The organism is Actinomadura sp. 3N407 (genome assembly GCF_052245875.1).
In the GTDB taxonomy this organism is placed as follows: Bacteria; Actinomycetota; Actinomycetes; order Streptosporangiales; family Streptosporangiaceae; genus Spirillospora.
The window spans coordinates 21587-39789 of sequence record NZ_JBQQBP010000029.1 but is presented as its reverse complement, the minus strand read 5'-3'; the positions used below and the strand labels follow the sequence as shown (position 1 = coordinate 39789).

Sequence of the window (18203 nt, the reverse complement as noted above, 5' to 3'; positions counted from 1 at the left end):
CGTTGCTAAACGCAGCCATGGGTGAGGGTTTCGCGTCGACAGCGTCGTCCTTCACTGGCCGAGTTGGCCGTCGAGCCAGGTGTGTAGGTCGTCGAGTGCAGCACTGGCCATGGCCGTCGCGTGCCCGGTAAAACCATGAGGCGCGGCGGGGTAGACGCACAGGTCGACTTCGACGCCGGCTGCGGAAAGCTGCGCGGCCATGGCGAGGTTATCGCGCAACAGGATGTCCTCTTCTCCGACGACGATCAGCACCGGTGGCAGGTTCGCCGGGTCGGCGTAGACCGGGGAAAAGTCCGGGTGGGTGCGGTCGGGCGCCTGGCCTGCGTAGGCCTCGATGAAGTACTCGTCGGCGATCAGGCGTCCGCTGGGTGTCTGCCCGCTGAGGTCGTAGGTCCCGAACTGCAGCACGGCGGCGTTGAACGCGGCCACACCGCGATCGCGGAGGCGAACGAGGGTGGTCATCGCGAGGGTGGCGCCTGCGGAGAACCCGCCGATGGCGAGGCGACGTGTTCCGAATCGGTCGGCCGCGTGTTCTGCGAGCCATAGTGCTGCGGTCTCGCAGTCGTCGGGCGCCGCCGGCCACGGATTCTCTGGCGCGAGCCGGTAATCGACGCTGACGACGACGATTCCGAGCGTGTCGGCCAACTCACGGTTGCGGACATCGCTTCCTGCCGCAGATCCCATGTAGAACCCACCGCCATGGATGTCCAGGAACACACCCCTGGGGACGATCGACGTGGGGAAGTGGATCCTCACCGGGACCGTGCGGTCGCCGTGGCCGACAACTTCGGCGACCGCGGGAGGGCTCGATGGCGCGGGAGGTTTCGCCGCATCGCGGATCGACAGGAGCTCGTTCCAGCTGCTCGGGCCCCGGCCCATACCCCGTTTCTCATAGAACGCGCGGGTCGAGTCGACCAGCGGAATCAGCCGAGGGTCGAACAACTGCGACAGACCGAGCTTCATAGACCCACCGTAGCGAGCCACCTCGATCAACGACCTTCAACCCGGCGACGGGCGCGTGCTACACCCATTGGAGCGCGGCAGCGAGGCAGAGCCCTGCACGGTGGTTGCGAGCGAGCTTGTCTGAGCGCATCGCGATTCCGCGCCACTGCTTGAGCTTGTTGAAACACCGCTCGACGACGTTGCGGCCGCGGTAGCGCTGTCGTTGCTGCTCACCGAAGTCGATCGGCCGCCCCGGCTTCTTCGATCTGGTCGTCGCGTTCGGGGATCGTCGCGGCGATGCCACGCTCGCGCAGCCACGCCCGGTTCGCCTTCGACGGATAGCCCTTGTCTGCGATCACCCGATCCGGCCGGGTCCTTGGTCGCCCGCGGCCCGCGGGCACCCGGATCTGCTCGAGCGTCGCAATCAGCATGCTCGTGTCGGCGGCCTGCCCTGACGTCAGCACGAACGCGAGCGTGCGGCCCCTGCCATCGCAGACCAGGTGATTCTTGGTCGTCAGGCCGCCGCGGGAGTGGCCGATCGCATGATCAGGTGGCTCATCACCGAACTTCTTGTAGTTCGATCCCGCCCCCTGTGGCGCGCGGAAGGATCGCACCGTGCTGATGCACTCGCACGATCGTGGAATCGATCGACGTGACCCAATCCAGATCCCCGGCCTGCTGCGCGAGGGACTGCACGTTCTCCAGCACCTGCGCCCACACCCCTGCGCAGCCCAGCGGTTGAAGTTCTTATAGATCGTGTTCCAGTTCCCGAACCGCTCCGGCAGGTCCCGCCACGGCGCACCGGTGCGAAACCGCCACGCCGTCGCCTCGACCACAGTGCGACGGTCCACCGGTGGCCGACCCGTCGACTTCGCCGCTGGGAACAACGGGCCGATCACAGCCCACACCTCATCAGAGATCACGTCACGCGACACTCATCAAAACTCGCCCGCGCACGGCCAGCATGGGTTTAGCAACACGCCCTAGTCCGCTAGGCCCTGGCTCGGGCCTCGACCGCCCAGGGACGCGCCCGCCATCAATCCTTATTGCTGCCGGACGATTGATCCCGGCGCCCCAGGCGGTCGCCCGTGCGCCCGTGCGGCCAAGGCGCTCTGGTCCCCGGCCGGGTGTTCAGCGTCGCCACGACGGCTGGGACGGCCCGCCGTCTGGTGGGCGGGCCGTCCGGTGCGGGTTTGGGGGCGGGGTGGTTAGGTGGCGCGCAGGGCGCGGGTGGCGGCTTGTCCGATGGCGGGTGCGGCGTCGGCGGGGTTGGTGAGGTCGACCTGGTGGGTGCCGTTCATGGTGCGGGCGCCGCCGAGGCAGAGCCATAGCACCGCGCAGCCGGTGCCGGTCAGGCGGGTGATGCGCCGTTGCCCGTGGGTGCGTTGGTCGGGAGTGAAGATGCCGTCGGAGACGATGACCAGCAGGCGGGCGGCGCCGGGGTGCGACAGGTCCAGGGCGGCGTCCAGGGCGTCGATGGCTTGGCAGAAGTCTTCGGTGTTGTCTTCGGCGGAGAATTCGTGGACGCGGGCAGGGATTTGTCCGGGGCGGGTGACGGGGCGGACGGTGGCGCCGAAGATGACGGTGGCGGCTTGGGCGTCGGGCACGTGGGCGGTGGCACGGGCCAGGATCCATGCCGCTGAGGCGACCGGATCGGCCAGGGCCCACATCGATCCGGACACGTCGCAGGCGATCCCGACCCGCAGCGGCGGGGAGGGTACGTGGCGGTGAACGGTGCGGGTGAAGGGTTCGGCGGTCGGGGTGGCGCCGGCGGCGCGTTGCGCGTCGGCGGCCAGTGCCTCGCGCATCCGTAGCCTGCCGGGCGGGGTGGCCGAGGTGAGGTGGGTGGTGGTGCGTTCGCGGTGGGCGGCGGCGCGCAGCAGGCGGGCCAGCCGTCGGGCGGCGGCCTGCTCGGCGCGGGTGGGCGCCCGGGTTCCGGTGATCTTGGTGGGTCCGGTCGGGGTGACGGCGGGGTGGGAGGAGAACACCTCGCGGGCGGTGCGGCGCGCCCGGTCCCGTGCTTGTGCCTCGGCGCGCCGCTCGGCCGCCCGATCCGGGGCAGGCGGGGCGGGCAGTGGCGCATCGGCGGCGGCGACGGCGTCCAGCGCGTCATTGATCGCGACCGCCAGCACCGACGGCCCCGTTTCGGCATTCGCCTCGGGCAGGGGTGGCGGCTGGTCGGGGTCGAGGTCCAGGCAGTGGCACCACAGGCGACCCAGCTCGGCCATGGCCGCCGAGTCGTCGTCGGCGACCTGGTGCGCCCGGTCCCAAAGTGCGGCCAGCGCGCCCAGCCGACTCGCTCCGATCACCTCGCACACCGCTTGGGCGACGGGGGCGGTCTCGCCGGTTTCCAGAACATTGGCGGTGACGCGTGCCAGCAGCAGCGCGGCGGCGCAGCCCGCGTCCCACGGTGTCATCGCCGCCCGCACACTGCCGGGAGTCGCGGCCGGCTCGGCCGAGGCGGGGGCCGACTTCGGGCTCGAAGTCGGGGTGAAGTCGGCGAGGATGAGGCGGGTGGCCGAGGCGCGCAGCCACCGCTGGTCGGTGGGGCGGCGGCGCAGATGGGCGGCCTCGATCCGGGACTCTTCCAGCATGGTGGCCGCCTGCACTTTGGCGGCCGCTTGGTGGACGGTGGGGATGGTCCAGGCGCTGTGGCGGGCGTGGGCGGCCTCGTGCACGAACACTCCCCACAGCGCCTGGTACCGCTCCCGGTCGGACGGGCGGGACGGATCACAGGTGTGCGGGTCCTGGCCGAGGTGGACACCGTCCAGTTCAATGGCGGCCAGCGCCGGGATGAAGCAGCCCGGGGCGCCGCGCCCGGCGCCGGGCGCGCACGTGACCGTTAAGTCGACGCGTTCGGCCAGCGTGGCGGCCTGCCCAGTGAGCGCGTCCGACAAGGCGCGCCAGGGGCCGTGCGCGGCTACTGCGGTGGGGTCGAGGGTTGCGATCAGGTGCGTCGCCATCGCGGGGCCTCCTCTTTTGGGGTTCAGGGTGGGTGGTCAGAGTTGGCGGCCGAGGGCCAGTGGGGTGATGGCGCGGCCGTAGACGGCGGTGAGGAGTTCGGCGACCACGTCGCGGTCCTCTTCGGGGGCGATGCCCAGCAGGTTGGCTACGGCGGCGTCGGTGCCGAGCACCCGGGCGATCTTTTGGAAGGCGATCAGCTCGCGTAGTTGCGGGGCCCAGCCGATCTCTCCGGAAGCCTGGCGGGCGGCCAATCCTCGGGCGACGCGGACGGCGCGGGAGTCGATCTTGAGGGTGCGGGCCAGGTCGTAGTCGGTCGACACCTGGATCTGCGCGGCGAACCTTGAGGCGAGTGCTTCGGTGAGGACGGCGCCGTGCACGCCGGGGTTGTGTCCGGCGATCACGTAGAAGCCGGGCTCGGCGGTGATGGTCTCGCCTTTGTGGGCTTTGATGGTGATCTGGCGGCGGCCGTCCATGGCCGGGTACACCACCGCCAGGACCTTGGGGGAGATGAGGGTGGCGTCGTCGATGAACAGGCACCGGCCCTCGGTCATCGCCGCGACCAGCGGCCCGTACACGAACTCGTAGCCGCCGCCGGACGCCTGGGTGTACTCGCCGATGAAGTCGGCCACTGCGGTGTCCCCGTCACCGGCCAGGGTGATCAGGTCGGGGAAGGCGGCCTCCACCAGCGAGGTTTTGCCGGTTCCGGGCGGCCCGTACAGCAGCGAGGCGATGCCCGCCTCACGCAGGCGCCGCAGCGCGCCCACATCGGGCAGGTCGGCCAGCTGGCGCGGGTGGTAGGTCTGCCCGTTCGGGCGCCGCACCGGCCCCACCGCAGAACCCGCCCCCGCAGCCGAGGGGGACGGTGTGGGCGGGCTTCCCGCCGCACCGCCCGGCGGGCTCCCCGACGCAGGCGGCGGAGCGGGCGAAGGCGGGGCGGACGAGGCCGGGGCGGGTGACGGCGACGGGGCAGGGGGCGGTGGGGAACCGGCGCGGGTCCGCCGGACGGTGGCCGCTCGGGCGGCGATGCTGGTGGAAAGGGTGGCGCGGTACCGGCGCGGCCGGACGGCGACCTGTTCGGCCTGGCCGTGGTCGGCCAAGGCGTCCAGGGCGTTGCCGACCGCACCGGATGACCGGCCCAGGACCCGGGCGATCTCGCCCGGCGTGAAGGCGGACGACGGGTGGTCAGCCAAATGCTCGGCCACCTGGCGGCGAAGCTCACCCTGCCCCAGACGACCGCCGCTCGCAGAACTCGTCATGACGCACTCCCTCAAAGACGTTCACGGGGGTGGGGGAAGACCGGCCGCGGGGCGGGGCCGGGGGCATTCCCGGCCCCGCCCCCGGGCAGGTCAGGCCGTTGCGGCCTCGCTGGGCGCCTCGGCGTTCGCACCCTCGCCTGCCGCGGGGGCGACCGGCACCGGGGTGTCCGGGGCGGCGCTGAAACGGCGGGGCCGCTCACACGTGGTCACCGCCTCGCCGAGGGCGACCAGGCGGTCCAGGGCGTTGGCGATCGCTCCGGCCGAGTGCCCGACCACCTTGCCGATCTCATGCGGGGTGAACTCGGCGCCGGGGTGGGCGGCCAGGTGCGCGGCCACCTTGCCGCGCAGTTCCCCCGGGTGCGAACGGGCGCGCCCCGAGGCGGTGCGGGGACGGCCGTTGGCGGCGGCCCGCACCAGGCGGCGGGCCTTGCCCGACCCGGTGTAGATCGTCTCGGCCACCGCCAGCGCCGCCGCGCGGTCCCCTGATTCCAGGGCCGTCAGCGCCGCGCCGACCGCGTCCCGCAGCTCCGTCAGCGCGCCGCTCGCCTCGGTCACGGCGGCGGCATCCATGCCCTCCTCTTCGGCGTCGGTTGCCTCGGCCTCGGCCTCGGCGTCAGCGGGGGCGTCGGCGGTGTCGGTGTCGGCGGGGGCGGTGTCCTCACTGGCAGCGGCACCCTCGGCGGACGGGGCGTCGGCCGTCTGATCCTCAGTCGCCGCGACGCCGCGGTCCGGGGTGGCGCCGTCCGGAGTGCCGCCGTCGGGGGTGCTGGTGCCGTGGGGGGTGGTGTCCTGATCGGCGTCGGGCTCGGCGGGCCGCCAGGTGTCGGGGGCGCGCTTGCCGCCGTTGCGTCCGCCGGGGGTGCGCACGACCAGGTCCTGGGACTCCAGGGCCTGCAGGGCCTTGCGGGCGGTGCCCTTGGGCATGTCCGCCGCCGCCGCGATTGCCGTGACGGTGGCGCCGGGGTTGCCCGCCAGCGCGTCCCACACGGCCGCTGCCGCGCCGTCCAACCCCGTCCCGGCGCTGGCGGCGGGCGCGGTGTTGTCGGCCGCGGTGGGGCCGTCAGGGGCAGTTTCGGTACCGGCGCGGCGGGGGGCGGCGATGTTCGTCTTCGCCATTGTTCAACTCCCTTTCCCGTAGGGTGCGGCGCCAATGTTCCTGATGCCGCTTTCGTTGTTTGCAGGCTCGACCATCGCTCTGCCCAAACGGCCCTTGCAATAGAAATTCGCGGGATTCTCGGTTACCGAAACGGCTGGACACCCTCACCTCCCACCCGACGACAGGTCACACCCTCTATCTCGACAAACATTGCCCAGTCAAGCCCCGCAACCGAGTGAATTCTGCTCGTTTTCTCATCTGCCTTTAACGGCTGGGCAGGCTTACCGGGCAGGCTGGCCAAACTCACCGGAACAATCCGGCCGAATCGTCTTGACTTGCCCGGGAATCGAGATTTAATCGACCCACCAAACGAAACCGGCCACTACCTGATTACGGCACCGCGCGAAGGGAGCGAAAGATGAACTATCGTCATCAAAGGGCGCCGCGTTCTGCGGCGAAGGCGGCACACAATCACGCGGTGGAACCGTTCAGCCCGCTGCGCCCGCCCGGCCAATGCCCGCGCTGTGACGCCCGGCGCGCCGACCGCGCCGCGCGCGGTCTCGTCGACCACGCGCACGAGCCGTTGCCGTTCGGGCGTCGGCTGCCCTACGGGCAGTGCCCACGGTGTGATCAGTTGCATGACGGTGCGCCACCCCGCCGCGCCAATCGCCGGTCCGCCCGGGATACGCGACAGCAGCGGCGGCACGAGGAGATACGCGCGCATTTCGCGCCTGGCGGTCCGCATGACCGCGGGCTATGCGGCCCGGTATGCACCGCCTTCGAATGGTGACCACCGGACACACGGCAACGGCGGGCTCCCGCCCGACCGGCACCTGGCCCGGCGCGCTAACCGCCCGGGCAGGCCGGGAAGATCGAGGTGGCTCCCGGGGGAGGCCAGCGCGTCCGGGGTGATGCCCTGCCCGAGGGCGTCACCCCCGGACGCCTGCATTGGCGCCCTCGCCGCGCCTTCAGGCCAGCCAGCCGCACGTCTCCCCGTCGACATAGCGGGTGCCGCAGCACCAGCAGGAGGGGTCGGTGTCACCGATCGGGGTCACGGTCCCGCAATCGGCGTCCGGGCAATATTTGAGGCACCCCTGGTCCTGGCAAGGCGTCAAATCGAAGACCCGGTCGCCGATGTGTTCGCACATCCCGCGGCCGTCCGCGACCTTGATCTGCGCGTCACGGTGTTCGGCCGAACGCTCACCCTTCTTGCAGGTGCACAGCTGCTCGGCGAGCCCCTCGGCGTACACCGCATCGGGGTGTTCGGCGTCATCGAAGCTTTGCGCCCAATCGGCCAGCAGATGCGCCAGGACGTCCAGCGCCATCTCACCGTCGTCAACGGTGACCGGTTCGGCCTCGGGCAGGTACCCGGCATCTGACTCGGTGATGTGCCAGTGCCGCACCGCCGGAATAGGGACGTCCGGCTGCGCGAGCGTGGTCGGCGATGTCGTGATCATTTCAGCCCCTTCTGGTGCTCGGCGTACCGGTCATCAGCGAACGCGGTCAGCAGCTCGGCGAGGAAGGACGCCGGGTAGACCTCGGCGCCCGGGTCGAGGGCGGGCAGGTCCTGCCGCGTGGTGATCACGAACGCGCCCGGGTAGTCCCGTTCCGCGCTGACCTGCGGCACGACCCGCACCACGGCGCCGTCGTAGATCAGGTACGCATTTCCCAGTGCCGCGCGGAACGCCTCCACGTCAGCCGCGGTCACCACAAATTCCGAGACCATTAAAAATCCCCTTTCGATACGGGGAGCGGGATTCGTGATTCGGGACGTTCCCGAGGGTGAATCCCGTATTCGTTGATTCACCACGAGGTTCGCTCTGCGGCACCCCCGGGTCAAGCGGTTATCGCTTCTTTTTCCCAGCCGTTAACGGCTGGAGTCCCTTACCTAGGTGCCATGTCGGCCAGCTGGTAAATCACACCCAATTCGGGGTTGACTTCACCGGCACACGAGATTCAATAGGTATAGCGACACCAAATGGCGGGCACGCCCCGGGAATTCGAAACCGGGTCCGCGAAAGAAATGGAGTGATCATGAATCCGTTGCCGGACGGCGAAACCTGGTACGACGTGGAGCTGCCCGCACAAAAGCTGGCGGAAGGTATGCCGATCTACTATGAAGAAGACGTCTACGTCACCGTCACCGCGCTGATCTTCGACGAAGACCGGCACCGGGTGATCGCACAAACCCGCGGAGATGACGACGGCCGCAAACGGGTCTACGACCTCGCCTATGACACCGAGGTGTACGCCGGGATCATCACCCAGTACGGCATCGCCCGGCCCGACCACCGTGACGTCATGCCCGTACACACCAAACACGGCGCCCGGGCTCGGCGAATGGCGCTGAGCTACATCGCCCGGCGCGGCGGGCGGCTCATGGCGCGCCCCGTGATCCCCGACGCCACCGATTACGGCGCCAAACCGGTCGGCGAGTTCGAACCGGCACCATGATCACCAACCGCGCGCCCCGGGTACGGCGCGAAGGGCCCTCGCGCCCGCGCCGCCCCGGGTGCCGCGCCGAGCCGACCTCACCGATGGGGCGAGGTCAACTCGGACCCCGGCAGCCGGCACTGCTCCGCACGCCCTAGAAGTCGCCCTGGACCACACCGCCTCCATCCCCTCAATCCACACAAGCCAACCAGCCCTCACCCCGTACCCCCGCACACCTCCGACATTTCCGTTCGTACTGAAGGAGTCGGGTGAACCATCGGCAAGGACAAATCCGCCGCTACCAGGAGCGTCAGCACCACGCAGGTATACCGATCTGGTCGGTATACCCATCGGCATGGGCGCGCCCGCCTGGGCTGTCAACGGCCCCTACGTGCGGCTATTCCGTTGATGATCATGCCGATCTGGCCGGTACCCCCATCGGCAACATCATCTGCGCTTGCGGTCCCGCCCGCGCCTAGATTGCTTCTGACCTCTGCCGACAGACGTGAACCACCCGACCGCTTGAGACGCGAATCCCGGTAGTGGTGTCAAGCGGTCCATGAGCACGCCGAACCCGGGACGGCAAGCGGCGGTGAAGGAACTGCCCAGGCGTGCGATCCTGCCTAAAAACGTCCCTTACCTGCTCGTATCGCATGCCGATCCGCTGCGCGATGATCGAGATGGACAGCCACTGTCGATAACGCTTCGGGGCGTAGAACCTCGCCGTGTTGTCAGTGTCGGCGCGTAGCCTTCTGGTCATGCCGTATACCGCTACCGTGCTCAGGGCGATGATCGCTTCGCCGTCCGATGTCCCCGAGGCTCGTGACGCGGTGGAGAAGGCCATCCACGGTTGGAACAGCGCCCACGCGCAGAGGAAGGGCCTCATTCTCCAGCCGTGGCGGTGGGAGACCTCAGCAGTCCCGATGCTGGGCGCCCACCCACAGAAACTCATCAATGCCCAGGGGGTCGACGACTCCGACATCGTGTTCGCGCTGTTCGGTGGACGGCTCGGCTCCCCCACCCCCGACGCCGTCTCCGGAACCGCCGAGGAGATCGACCGTGCGCTGAAGGCGGGCAAACCGGTCCATCTGTACTTCTCCACCGCACCGTTGCCACACGACATCGACACGGTGCAACTCGACGCGCTCCGCGCGTTCAAGACAGACATGTACGATCGCGGGCTGCTCGGCGAGTTCAGCACCCCCGAACAGCTCAACCACGAGGTCTGGAAGGCGATCGAACACGACATCGCCACCCTGTATCCGGATACCGAGTCCGCATCACGTCCAGATCCGACCGCCGTCGACTTCCGTGTGCAGCCGCAGCAGGAACGAGAACTGTCGGGCCACAATTCGAAGGGGAAGCCTCGTTACAGGACCAGGCGCTGGGTTGATGTCACCAATACCAGTGGCCGTGACGCCGAAGAGGTCACCTTCGCCAGCGCCGACAAGGACAGCGGGATGACCCTCGGCCCGAACGGCCCCACGACAATCCACGCAGGACAGACCCGGCGCGTCCCCATCACACTCAGTTTGGGCGGGTCCGGCGACCCAGTTCTGCGTATCCGATGGACCGAGGACGGCGAGCAGAAAGAACGCGACTTCCACGTAGGGTAAGTCATTGGCTCTATCGTCCCCCGTTGGCTTCCCTGCCTTCCCCCGGCGGGCCGGAAGTAGGCGGTTATCGGTCCCAGACCCTGACGCGTTGGATTCCTTGGATAGGTTTGTCGCCGGGTCCGGCCAGGTACGGGCTGATCCAGCGGCGTTCGACGCGGGCGCGGCCCGGGCCGACGTGGTAACGGCGCCAGTGGCCTTCCACCCACCACTGCACCGAGTACTCCCGCCCGCTGCGCCCCTCGGGCGGCTGCACGGGGGCGCGTTGCGGCCGTCGTACGTGGACCAGGCGTACCTGACCATCTGGGAGACCAGCGCGTTGCAGTCGACGCCGCGCTGGCCGGGGCGCGCGTTCGGTTCGGTGGGCGGCCAACGGTTGCTCCATGAGGAGGCAAGCGGCGATCGCGGTCTGGCCCCAGGAACTGGTGAGATCGTCGTCGCTGGGAACATCTTCGGGTTGCCCGAGCGCCCAGATGAGTTCGTTGTCGGGCATGACCGGGCCGACTTGCCGCAGCCGAGTCACCTCGATGTCGGCGACGCGGGCGAAGCGGCGGGTATGGGCGTCGACGAATCCGTGTGGGTCGCTGTAGAAGGTGAACCACGCGGCCTTCTGCTGGGCCCAGTCCGCTCCTACCGGTACCTCGTAGTCCCCTTCGCGTGCCAGCAGGGGCGGGGTGACGGTGCCCCAGCTGACGGCGACGATCTCCAGGTCGATGCCGGCTGAGGAGACGGTCGCCATCGGTTTCTCGAACACCAGGAACCCGGTGGAACTGGGCAGGTCGTGTTCGTGCAGTTCTACGTGGGTGAGTTGGCGGCCGGCGTGGCGAGCCAGATCGGTCATCTCACCGCTGACCCAGTACAGCTCCCCGCACACGCGGTGGTGCTCGTCGGCCGCCAACTGGGCGGCCGAGTCGGGGAGCGGGCCGGGACGGCGGATCTGCTGGCTGCCTGCGAGCAGCATCTCCAGATAGAACGCGCCGCCGCGTTCAGCCAGCCAGGCGGCCAGTTTGCCTCGCAGCTCAGGGACGCGCCGGGCGTCCGGACACCGCCAGCGCGGCCCTGGCTCCCGCCCTTGCGCATCTTGAGCCCTAGTCATGGGGGTGGACGCCGATGGCGGCCAGCGCCCGCCGGTAGAACCGGGCGCGGCGCCGCTGGTCATGGTCGGAGAGGTGGTCTGCGCGGGTGTCGAGCAGATGGGCGGCTTGGGCCCAGGCTTGTGCGGCCTGCCGGGAGGGGCCGTGGCCTTCCAGTAGTTCGGCTCGTTGGACCAGCGCGGTGATCGCCTCGTCTGGGTCGCCGAGGCGGGCGCAGGCGTCAGCGAGGACGGCCAGCGCTGTGCCGTGGCCCGGTCCGTCTCCGGCCTGCCAGGGGTGTGCGCGTCATCGGCAGGAGCGTCGGCCTTCCCACCGGGGTGGTCGGTGTCGGCGCCCTGCAGTGCTGTGCGGGCGTGGGCGGCGGCCTGCTCGGGGTGGTCGAGGAGGAGTTCGGCCTCGGCCAGATCGGCCAGCGCCTGGGTGGTGCCGCCGAGCAGCGCCGTGTGGGTCAGCTGCTGGGTCAGTAGGTTGCGGGCGCGTTCGGCCTGGGCCGGGCGCACCCGAAGTAGCAGGGCGGCGCACCGGGTGCGCAGGTCGATCGCGGCCCGCAGGTTCTCGTCGTTCTCCAGCAGTCGCAGCGCCCGGTCGGCCCAGTGCGCGGCCTCCTCCAGGTCCCCGAGGGCCTCGGTGGCCTGGACCGTCTGCCGGTAGGCCAGCAGCCGGGCAGCAGGGTGCCCGGAGTGCTCAGCCAGACGCACCAGGCGGGCGCAGGTCTGACGGGCCAGCAGCAGTTCACCGGCATCGCTGAACGCTTCCGCCAGCCCGCCGCCGATCTGCACCGCCGCCTCGGTGGCCCGCACGTCGTTCTGGTCGGCGGCTGTGGCCGCGACCGTGAAGGCGGCCTGGGCGGTGCGGGCTGCACGCTGGGCGTGGCCGCCTCGGCGGTGGCAGCGGGCGAGCGCGACCTGCGCGGTGGCCCACCGCTCCCAGCCGATTTGCGGTGGCGGACTGCCGGGCAGCGTCCCCGGCCCGGAGCCCTGGCCCTGTGCGGGCCGCGGACGCAGAACGGCGGACCATGGTGAGTCGGCCGTCCCGTCTACCTCCGCGACCCGCACGTCCGGCAGCCGGTGGAGCATGGTGATCGCCTCGCCGAACCGGCCACGGGACTCCAACGCCAGCGCAGCGGTGCAGACCACCTCGGCGTGCAACTCCGGCAGAGCACGCAGATCGTGGCTGGCCACCAGGTCGATCAGTTCCGGTAGGGCCTGCTCGGAGCGTCCGGCGTACAGCGCACGCCGGGCGGTGCTGTATCGGGTGTTCAGGTCGGCCAGGGTGGTTTCCGCGATCCCGCAGCGCAGGTAGTCCGTCGAGCAGTCCAGCCGATCGGCGAGTGCGCCAAGGACGGCGGGTGAAGGTGTGCGCCTACCGGACTCGATCAGGGAGATGTAGCTGTCGGACAGATCCCGCCCGGCCAACTGCGCCTGCGACATGTCACGCTGCTGCCGCAACGTCCGGACGCGATCCCCAAGCTGAACGGCAGACCAATGTGGTGTTACGTGCTCGGCCAAGGCTGTGACCTCCGTGTTTGTGTCAACACGCCCGCCGGGATCCACAAACAGGACGATCGCCCGCATCACCGCCCCGCCGCAGGGGGCGGGGGCGGCAGCGGTCTATGCCGGGGGGATCAGCCCGCGCAGGGGACAGGCACGCCGCCTGCCGACAGCCCTGCCCAGACGGTGTGGCCCGCGACCGGATCCCCCTCGATACCCACGTGGGCGGCCGACGCTGCCACCAACCGCAGGCCGTGACCATGCTCGGCGAGCATTCCGCACCCTTCGGCGGTATTGAACGCGGGAACTGAGCGCCCGCCCAGGTCGTGTACGGCAATACACAAATCGTGCCCGCGGCTCAGTTCGACTCCGAACCAGCCGCCGGGCTCTCCCGAGCGGGTGTGCAGCAGCGCATTGCTGACCAACTCGACCGCGATCAACACGGCGTCATCGGCCCCTTCGATGTCGGCGCATTGTGCCTTCACCCACGAACGGACCTGGCCGACTTGATCGAGCCGTCCGGGGTAGACCCGCCGCCAGATCATGCGGCCTTTTCCCTGGAGCCATGCATCGGCCAGAACAGCGAGATGAGTTCCAGAGCGTGGGATGCGCTCGCCTGATGCTGTCATTGTCAACCGCCTCCTGTATCCCGGGCGGTGCCATGCGGGCGTGCATTTGTTTGTGGACGGCACCGCACGCGGCATCGAGCGCCGACTTGTCAACCGCCGTCAAGTCACGCCGACCGTTTCCCACCTTCTGCTGGGTATGAAGAGCTCGACCGAAGCGAACCGTCCGAACTCGTGGCTTTCATGCTCCCGGATTGGATGCTGGGTTCGCCTACTTACCATGGAGATGCCGCATTGTGATCATTCACCCAAAAATATGCTCGTTATCGATTCCGGCGGTGGGATCCGGTGACCGATGCCAGAAACCAGAACCGGGGAGGTAGACGCCCGGCCTCTGCCGTGCGGCCTGGCCGCCGTCCGGCACCGAAGGCCCGCTGGGCTCTTCGCCGCAACGCAGGCCGTTGAGGTCTTCCAGCGCGGCCGTCAGGAGCTGTTCGGTCGGCCGGGTGGTGTCCAGGAGTCGGCCGGGTGGTGTCCAGGAGGAGGTCGGCGTGGTCGTGTCCGGGCAGGACGTGCCGCAGATATCCGGCGCGGCCGCGGGCGAGGTAGCCGCGGATGCTGGGGGCGATGTCGGCGCCGGCGTCGAGTTTGCGGAGCAGTTTGCGGGCCAGCCCGATGTCCATCGGGACGTCCAGCCAGATCCGCCGGTACGCCACCGACCGGAGTTGCTCCAGCGATAGCGCGAACATGCCTTCGACGATGACCAGCGACTCGCCGCCGGTGGCGTGCCGGTCGACCTGGGCGAGCACGGCGGGCACATCCATCGTGGCCGGGTCGCTGAAGTCGGTTGCGCCGGAACGGTAATGGGTGTCCATCTCCACCACGGGGGCGGCGAGCCGGTCCCCCAGGCTTCTGGCCAGCACGGATTTGCCGGACCCCGGCAGTCCGGCGACCAGCAGGCGCCGAGCGTCCGACGTGGTGGACGGCTGGATGGGCGACCGGGCGGGTGGCATTGGCGGCTCCGCGCGGGAACTCCGGCACCCCGCCGACGTCGACGCTCCGGTTGTCGCGGAACCCGATGTCGGCCTGCGGGTCCTCCCCGTTCAGGGCCTCCAGGCCGGCCAGCAGCTCCTCGCGGGTGGCGGCGACCGGTTCGGTGAACTGGACGGTCATCTCGTCCCCTTTCCAATGGGCGGATCCGGAGCCTTCATCGTGGCTTCGCCGATCCGCACCGAATAGGACGACCGCCGGTGGGGCCGGTGTGGAACCGCGACCTACCGGTGTGGTTGGTGCGCTTTGGCCCGGGCGAGCACGTCTCGGGCTACAGTCGCCTCACCGGGATGCATCGGAGGTCTTGCGATGGCAGCCGCATCGGCCGCGCCGCAGCGCCGCAGCGCCGACTCCAACCATCGGCTGGACGAGCTCCTGCACGCCCTCGGCTAGCGTCCGGAGACCTTGGCCCGCAAGGTCAACGCCGCGCTCGCCCCCTACAGCACCCGGCAACTGCACCACAAGACCCCCTACCGGTGGATCAACCGCGGCGAGGTCCCCCACGCACCGGTCCCCGACCTGGTTGTGCAGCTGTTGGGCTAGGCCCTCGGCCAGCCGCTGGACTTCCATCAGGTCTGGCCCGAACGCGCGACCAGCCGGGCCAGCCTGACCGTCGACGACGGCTTGAACGTACCGTGGACGCACCAGGGCCTGCTGCGCCTACTGGAGGGATGGCCGCACACGATGCTGGCACGACGCGCCTTCATCGCCCTGTCGGGCGCCGCTGTGACGGCGTCGGCGTGGGAGTGGATGGACGCCCCCGCCCCCACCACGATCGCCCGCCGGGCAGCGGCGGGCGGACGGGTGTCGGCGGAAACCCTCACCGTCATCGACATCATCGTCGCCGCCGCGCAGCAGATGGACGACCAGCACGGCGCCGCCGGCGCCGGTTTCGTCAGCGACCAGTTCTCCTGCGTCTCCCGGCTGCTGCGCCAGGCCAGCTACGACACCGCGACCGGGCGGCGGCTGTGCGGCGCGCTCGCTCAGCTCGCCCAGACCGCCGGGTTCATGACGTACGAGACCCTTCACGACGGCGCCGCCCAACGCTGGTACCTGACCGCCCTGCACGCCGCCCACTGCGCGGGCGACCACGCGCTCGCGGCCAGCATCCTCGCGCTGATGAGCAACCAGCAGGCCGACATCGCGGGCCAGACCGGCCAGGCCCTCCAACTGTCCGCCGCCGCGCAGGAAGCCGCCACCCGCGCCCCGGCGGCGGTGCAAGCCCTCATCGCCGCCCGCAGCAGCCTCGCCTACGCCGCCGCCGGCGACTTGAGCGGCTTCCAGCGCACCCGGGACCAGGGCCTGCAGGCGCTCGAGATCGCCGACTCCCACCGCGACCAGACTCCCCGGTGGGCCCGCTACATCACCCGCACGGAACTCGACGCCATCACCGGCCGCGGCATGGTCACCCTGGCGCAGCACCTCACCGGCCGCCAACAGCGCAAACTCCTGGCCAGCGGCACCACCCTGCTGCACGACCGGGCCCTCACCCCCACCACCGCCTACCAGCGCTCCACACTGCGCCACCTCACCTGGCTCGGCGTCGCCCACGCCCACGCCGGAGACCTCGACCAAGCCTGCAGCGTGGCACGGGTCGCTGCTCAGAAGGCACCGCAGATCACCTCGCCGCGCTGCCGCCGCCTGATCGGCGATCTCCGCGACACCCTGGCAGCCCATGCCCGGCATGCCCCGGCCATCCGCCCCCTGCTCGACGATCTGAACCGCATCATCCCGGTTCGCTGAACCGCTTGCCGGAGCACGCACGCGGGGCGTGCCGCTGTTCACCGGTCGGTTGCTACTCAAGGGCCGTCACCGCCATTGCGGCGTTCGCTGCGCCGTCTTGACGCCGTCATCGACGATGTAGGGGCTGGCGAGCGGATAGTCCTTGGCCTGCGTGGCGTCCAGCAGGTCATCCCACGAGGGCGTGTCGGTTGCTGCGTCACTGAGGTGCGGCGAGGTGACCAGCCACCGCTCTCTTTTGGAGCGGCTATCGGTGAAGGTCACATCGATATGCGGAATCAAGACCCTAACGTCGTCTTCGACGAGCCGCTCGACAAGCGGCCTGTATTCATCGTCGCCGGTCAGGAGCATCACCAGGCGAAGTTCAGCCGTCTCAGACCAGCAGGTGAGGGCGAATTCTGTTTTGACGCCCACAGCGCGGTTCCGGCGCGGGTCGAACGAAAGCTGATGGACGGTGATGCCCAGCCGCTTCAGCACCCTGAAGAACCTGTATGGGGCGCCAGCTGATACCGCCTGAAAGTAGTGTGCTCTATCGATCTGGACTTCATCTACCGGCCGCTGGAACTGCTCGCTCGCATACCAGCGAGCAACGTCCCGCACACCTTCGATCGCGAGCTGGGTTCGCATCGAGTGGTGATGCAGCCAGTAGTGGGCCAGGTTGAACCAGAAACTCCCATCGATGAAGACGCCGATCTGAATAGGGTCGTCCTGGGTCGAATTCATATGTCGGTTCCTCGGAGCTATCGGGTGGGGCGGGCTAGGTGTTCCTCCCCGCCCGGCGCGGGGTGGGGAGGAACGACCACGAATCGAGGGGGGACGGGGGGTTTACGCGGCGTCCTCCTGGGCGGCCTTGGACCGGCGTTCGAGAGGGTGCGGCGCGGTGAGGTGCACCCAGCCGCACCGAGTACGGCTGCCGGGTCCTCCAGGTGCTTCTGGGCGTCCTGGTGGATGTCTAGACGTTGACCGTGACCGATATGCGCTTGTGGTCGGAGTCGGGGTCCCCGGGGTCGCGCCAGTCGTGGACACGGTACGAGCCGGGCACGTAGGCGTCACGAAGCGGGTCGTTGAGCAGGATGCCGTCGATCGCGAGGCACTGGCGGCCGTTGGGCCGCTCGATCTGCGTCGGCGTGTAGTCCTGGGCGAGTTCGGCGGTGTGGTGGAAGCCGACGCCGCCCTCCCGCGTGCGCTTGTCGGGGTTCCACCATCCGACCAGGGCGTCCAGGGCGCGGGTGTCGTAGATGTACGGGCCCGCCTGCCGGGCGCCGCCTTCCCACTTGACGCGGTAATTGATACCGCGGGGGTTGTGGACGCCGGGAGTGTTCATGTCGGTCGGCTCGAAGTGGGGGCCGGAAGGGACGGTGTTCCAGTCGCCGAGGATCGCGCAGGGGATGGCCGGGTCGGCGAGCCGGTCGAACCGGCGGGCGTCGGCGAGCCGGGTGTCGCCGGAGTAGATGTCGCCGTGCGTAGCGACGATCCGAATGGGGTCGGTGCGACCGGGGAGGGTGAACAGCAGCAGGTTGCGGTTGCGGGAGGCGAAGTCGGGGAGCCGGTGGGAGTAGAACCGCCGGACCACGACCTTTTGCGGGTCGACGTAGATGACGGGTGCGAACATGCCCCACTCGCGGGGCAGCGAGCACGGGTGCGGGACGTAGGCGGGGCCGCCCGCCTGCCGCAGCGCGGCGGCGGCCTCGTAGGCGCCTTCCATGCCGTTGAGTTCGTAGCGGTCGCCTTCGCCGATGACCAGGATGTCGGGCCAGTCCCCGTCGTGGAACATCCCGGTGACCCGGCCGAAGTCGTACGGGCCGCCGTCACCGGAATAGGAGGAGTACCCGGCTTCGGTGCGGCCGCCGTGTTCGATGTTGACGTAGCTGAAGCGGAGTTCGGTCATGTGCAGCGCCTTTCGTTGGGGGGACGACCGGCCGCCGCGTCGCCGGCGGCCGGTGGGCTGAACGGGGGTGG

The 18203-nt window shown here is 69.7% G+C and carries 15 protein-coding genes and 1 pseudogene; 4 read left to right on the top strand and 12 right to left on the bottom strand.

Annotated features, from left to right (window positions below; genetic code table 11):
* Positions 1–51 precede the first annotated feature (51 nt).
* The 7 genes and pseudogenes from ACTWPP_RS41155 to ACTWPP_RS41125 form a co-directional block, all read right to left on the bottom strand.
* A complete protein-coding gene (locus ACTWPP_RS41155; RefSeq protein WP_443109906.1) occupies positions 52–963 on the bottom strand; it encodes an alpha/beta hydrolase in 912 nt (303 codons plus the stop codon).
* Positions 964–1021: 58 nt separating this feature from the next.
* Positions 1022–1829 (bottom strand): annotated as a pseudogene (locus ACTWPP_RS41150) (IS5 family transposase).
* A gap of 321 nt (positions 1830–2150) precedes the next feature.
* Positions 2151–3905, bottom strand: coding sequence for a hypothetical protein (locus ACTWPP_RS41145; RefSeq protein ID WP_443109905.1), 1755 nt, complete (start codon positions 3903–3905; stop codon positions 2151–2153).
* A 36-nt stretch (positions 3906–3941) separates the two neighbouring features.
* Positions 3942–5162: an AAA family ATPase gene (locus ACTWPP_RS41140; RefSeq protein WP_443109904.1), complete on the bottom strand. Its 1221-nt coding sequence runs from the start codon at positions 5160–5162 to the stop codon at positions 3942–3944.
* 90 nt (positions 5163–5252) lie between these two features.
* Complete coding sequence (locus tag ACTWPP_RS41135; RefSeq protein ID WP_443109903.1) at positions 5253–6278, bottom strand: MarR family transcriptional regulator; 1026 nt, start codon at positions 6276–6278, stop codon at positions 5253–5255.
* Between the two features lie 948 nt (positions 6279–7226).
* On the bottom strand, positions 7227–7715 hold the full coding sequence (locus ACTWPP_RS41130; RefSeq protein ID WP_443109902.1) for a hypothetical protein: 489 nt from the start codon (positions 7713–7715) through the stop codon (positions 7227–7229).
* The gene (locus tag ACTWPP_RS41125; RefSeq protein ID WP_443109901.1) at positions 7712–7966 is read right to left on the bottom strand and encodes a hypothetical protein; all 255 of its coding nucleotides are present in this window, start codon (positions 7964–7966) and stop codon (positions 7712–7714) included. The genes ACTWPP_RS41130 and ACTWPP_RS41125 overlap by 4 nt, the downstream gene beginning before the upstream one ends.
* A gap of 326 nt (positions 7967–8292) precedes the next feature.
* On the opposite strand from ACTWPP_RS41125, the gene ACTWPP_RS41120 reads away from it, so the two are divergent.
* Together ACTWPP_RS41120 and ACTWPP_RS41115 are read left to right on the top strand one after the other, a co-directional pair.
* Positions 8293–8712: a hypothetical protein gene (locus ACTWPP_RS41120; protein WP_443109900.1), complete on the top strand. Its 420-nt coding sequence runs from the start codon at positions 8293–8295 to the stop codon at positions 8710–8712.
* A 737-nt stretch (positions 8713–9449) separates the two neighbouring features.
* On the top strand, positions 9450–10307 hold the full coding sequence (locus ACTWPP_RS41115) for a DUF4062 domain-containing protein (protein ID WP_443109899.1): 858 nt from the start codon (positions 9450–9452) through the stop codon (positions 10305–10307).
* A gap of 64 nt (positions 10308–10371) precedes the next feature.
* On the opposite strand, the gene ACTWPP_RS41110 is transcribed toward ACTWPP_RS41115, so the two are convergent.
* From ACTWPP_RS41110 to ACTWPP_RS41100, 3 genes are all read right to left on the bottom strand, one after another.
* On the bottom strand, positions 10372–12846 hold the full coding sequence (locus tag ACTWPP_RS41110; RefSeq protein WP_443109898.1) for a helix-turn-helix domain-containing protein: 2475 nt from the start codon (positions 12844–12846) through the stop codon (positions 10372–10374).
* A 176-nt stretch (positions 12847–13022) separates the two neighbouring features.
* The gene (locus tag ACTWPP_RS41105) at positions 13023–13433 is read right to left on the bottom strand and encodes an ATP-binding protein (protein ID WP_443109897.1); all 411 of its coding nucleotides are present in this window, start codon (positions 13431–13433) and stop codon (positions 13023–13025) included.
* A 344-nt stretch (positions 13434–13777) separates the two neighbouring features.
* Positions 13778–14467: a uridine kinase family protein gene (locus tag ACTWPP_RS41100; RefSeq protein ID WP_443109896.1), complete on the bottom strand. Its 690-nt coding sequence runs from the start codon at positions 14465–14467 to the stop codon at positions 13778–13780.
* On the opposite strand from ACTWPP_RS41100, the gene ACTWPP_RS41095 reads away from it, so the two are divergent.
* Together ACTWPP_RS41095 and ACTWPP_RS41090 are read left to right on the top strand one after the other, a co-directional pair.
* Positions 14445–14693 carry a hypothetical protein gene (locus tag ACTWPP_RS41095; RefSeq protein ID WP_443109895.1) on the top strand — a complete coding sequence of 83 codons (249 nt, stop codon included), beginning with the start codon at positions 14445–14447 and terminating at the stop codon, positions 14691–14693. The two genes, ACTWPP_RS41100 and ACTWPP_RS41095, sit on opposite strands and share 23 nt — an antisense overlap.
* Positions 14694–15128: 435 nt before the next feature.
* Positions 15129–16247, top strand: a complete 1119-nt coding sequence (locus ACTWPP_RS41090) for a hypothetical protein (protein ID WP_443109894.1) — start codon at positions 15129–15131, stop codon at positions 16245–16247.
* Positions 16248–16313: 66 nt separating this feature from the next.
* Here ACTWPP_RS41090 and ACTWPP_RS41085 read toward each other — a convergent pair whose 3' ends face one another.
* Together ACTWPP_RS41085 and ACTWPP_RS41080 are read right to left on the bottom strand one after the other, a co-directional pair.
* Positions 16314–16967: a hypothetical protein gene (locus ACTWPP_RS41085; RefSeq protein ID WP_443109893.1), complete on the bottom strand. Its 654-nt coding sequence runs from the start codon at positions 16965–16967 to the stop codon at positions 16314–16316.
* 229 nt (positions 16968–17196) lie between these two features.
* Positions 17197–18132: an endonuclease/exonuclease/phosphatase family protein gene (locus tag ACTWPP_RS41080; protein ID WP_443109892.1), complete on the bottom strand. Its 936-nt coding sequence runs from the start codon at positions 18130–18132 to the stop codon at positions 17197–17199.
* Between the last annotated feature and the right edge of the window lie 71 nt (positions 18133–18203).

Bases quoted from the DNA above. Each gene is read 5' to 3' on its own strand.
- ACTWPP_RS41130 (WP_443109902.1), bottom strand. From the start codon at position 7,715: ATGATCACGACATCGCCGACCACGCTCGCGCAGCCGGACGTCCCTATT.
- ACTWPP_RS41120 (WP_443109900.1), top strand. From the start codon at position 8,293: ATGAATCCGTTGCCGGACGGCGAAACCTGGTACGACGTGGAGCTGCCC.
- ACTWPP_RS41115 (WP_443109899.1), top strand. From the start codon at position 9,450: ATGCCGTATACCGCTACCGTGCTCAGGGCGATGATCGCTTCGCCGTCC.
- ACTWPP_RS41155 (WP_443109906.1), bottom strand. From the start codon at position 963: ATGAAGCTCGGTCTGTCGCAGTTGTTCGACCCTCGGCTGATTCCGCTG.
- ACTWPP_RS41105 (WP_443109897.1), bottom strand. From the start codon at position 13,433: ATGATCTGGCGGCGGGTCTACCCCGGACGGCTCGATCAAGTCGGCCAG.
- ACTWPP_RS41100 (WP_443109896.1), bottom strand. From the start codon at position 14,467: ATGCCACCCGCCCGGTCGCCCATCCAGCCGTCCACCACGTCGGACGCT.
- ACTWPP_RS41080 (WP_443109892.1), bottom strand. From the start codon at position 18,132: ATGACCGAACTCCGCTTCAGCTACGTCAACATCGAACACGGCGGCCGC.
- ACTWPP_RS41140 (WP_443109904.1), bottom strand. From the start codon at position 5,162: ATGACGAGTTCTGCGAGCGGCGGTCGTCTGGGGCAGGGTGAGCTTCGC.
- ACTWPP_RS41135 (WP_443109903.1), bottom strand. From the start codon at position 6,278: ATGGCGAAGACGAACATCGCCGCCCCCCGCCGCGCCGGTACCGAAACT.
- ACTWPP_RS41095 (WP_443109895.1), top strand. From the start codon at position 14,445: ATGGGCGACCGGGCGGGTGGCATTGGCGGCTCCGCGCGGGAACTCCGG.
- ACTWPP_RS41145 (WP_443109905.1), bottom strand. From the start codon at position 3,905: ATGGCGACGCACCTGATCGCAACCCTCGACCCCACCGCAGTAGCCGCG.
- ACTWPP_RS41085 (WP_443109893.1), bottom strand. From the start codon at position 16,967: ATGAATTCGACCCAGGACGACCCTATTCAGATCGGCGTCTTCATCGAT.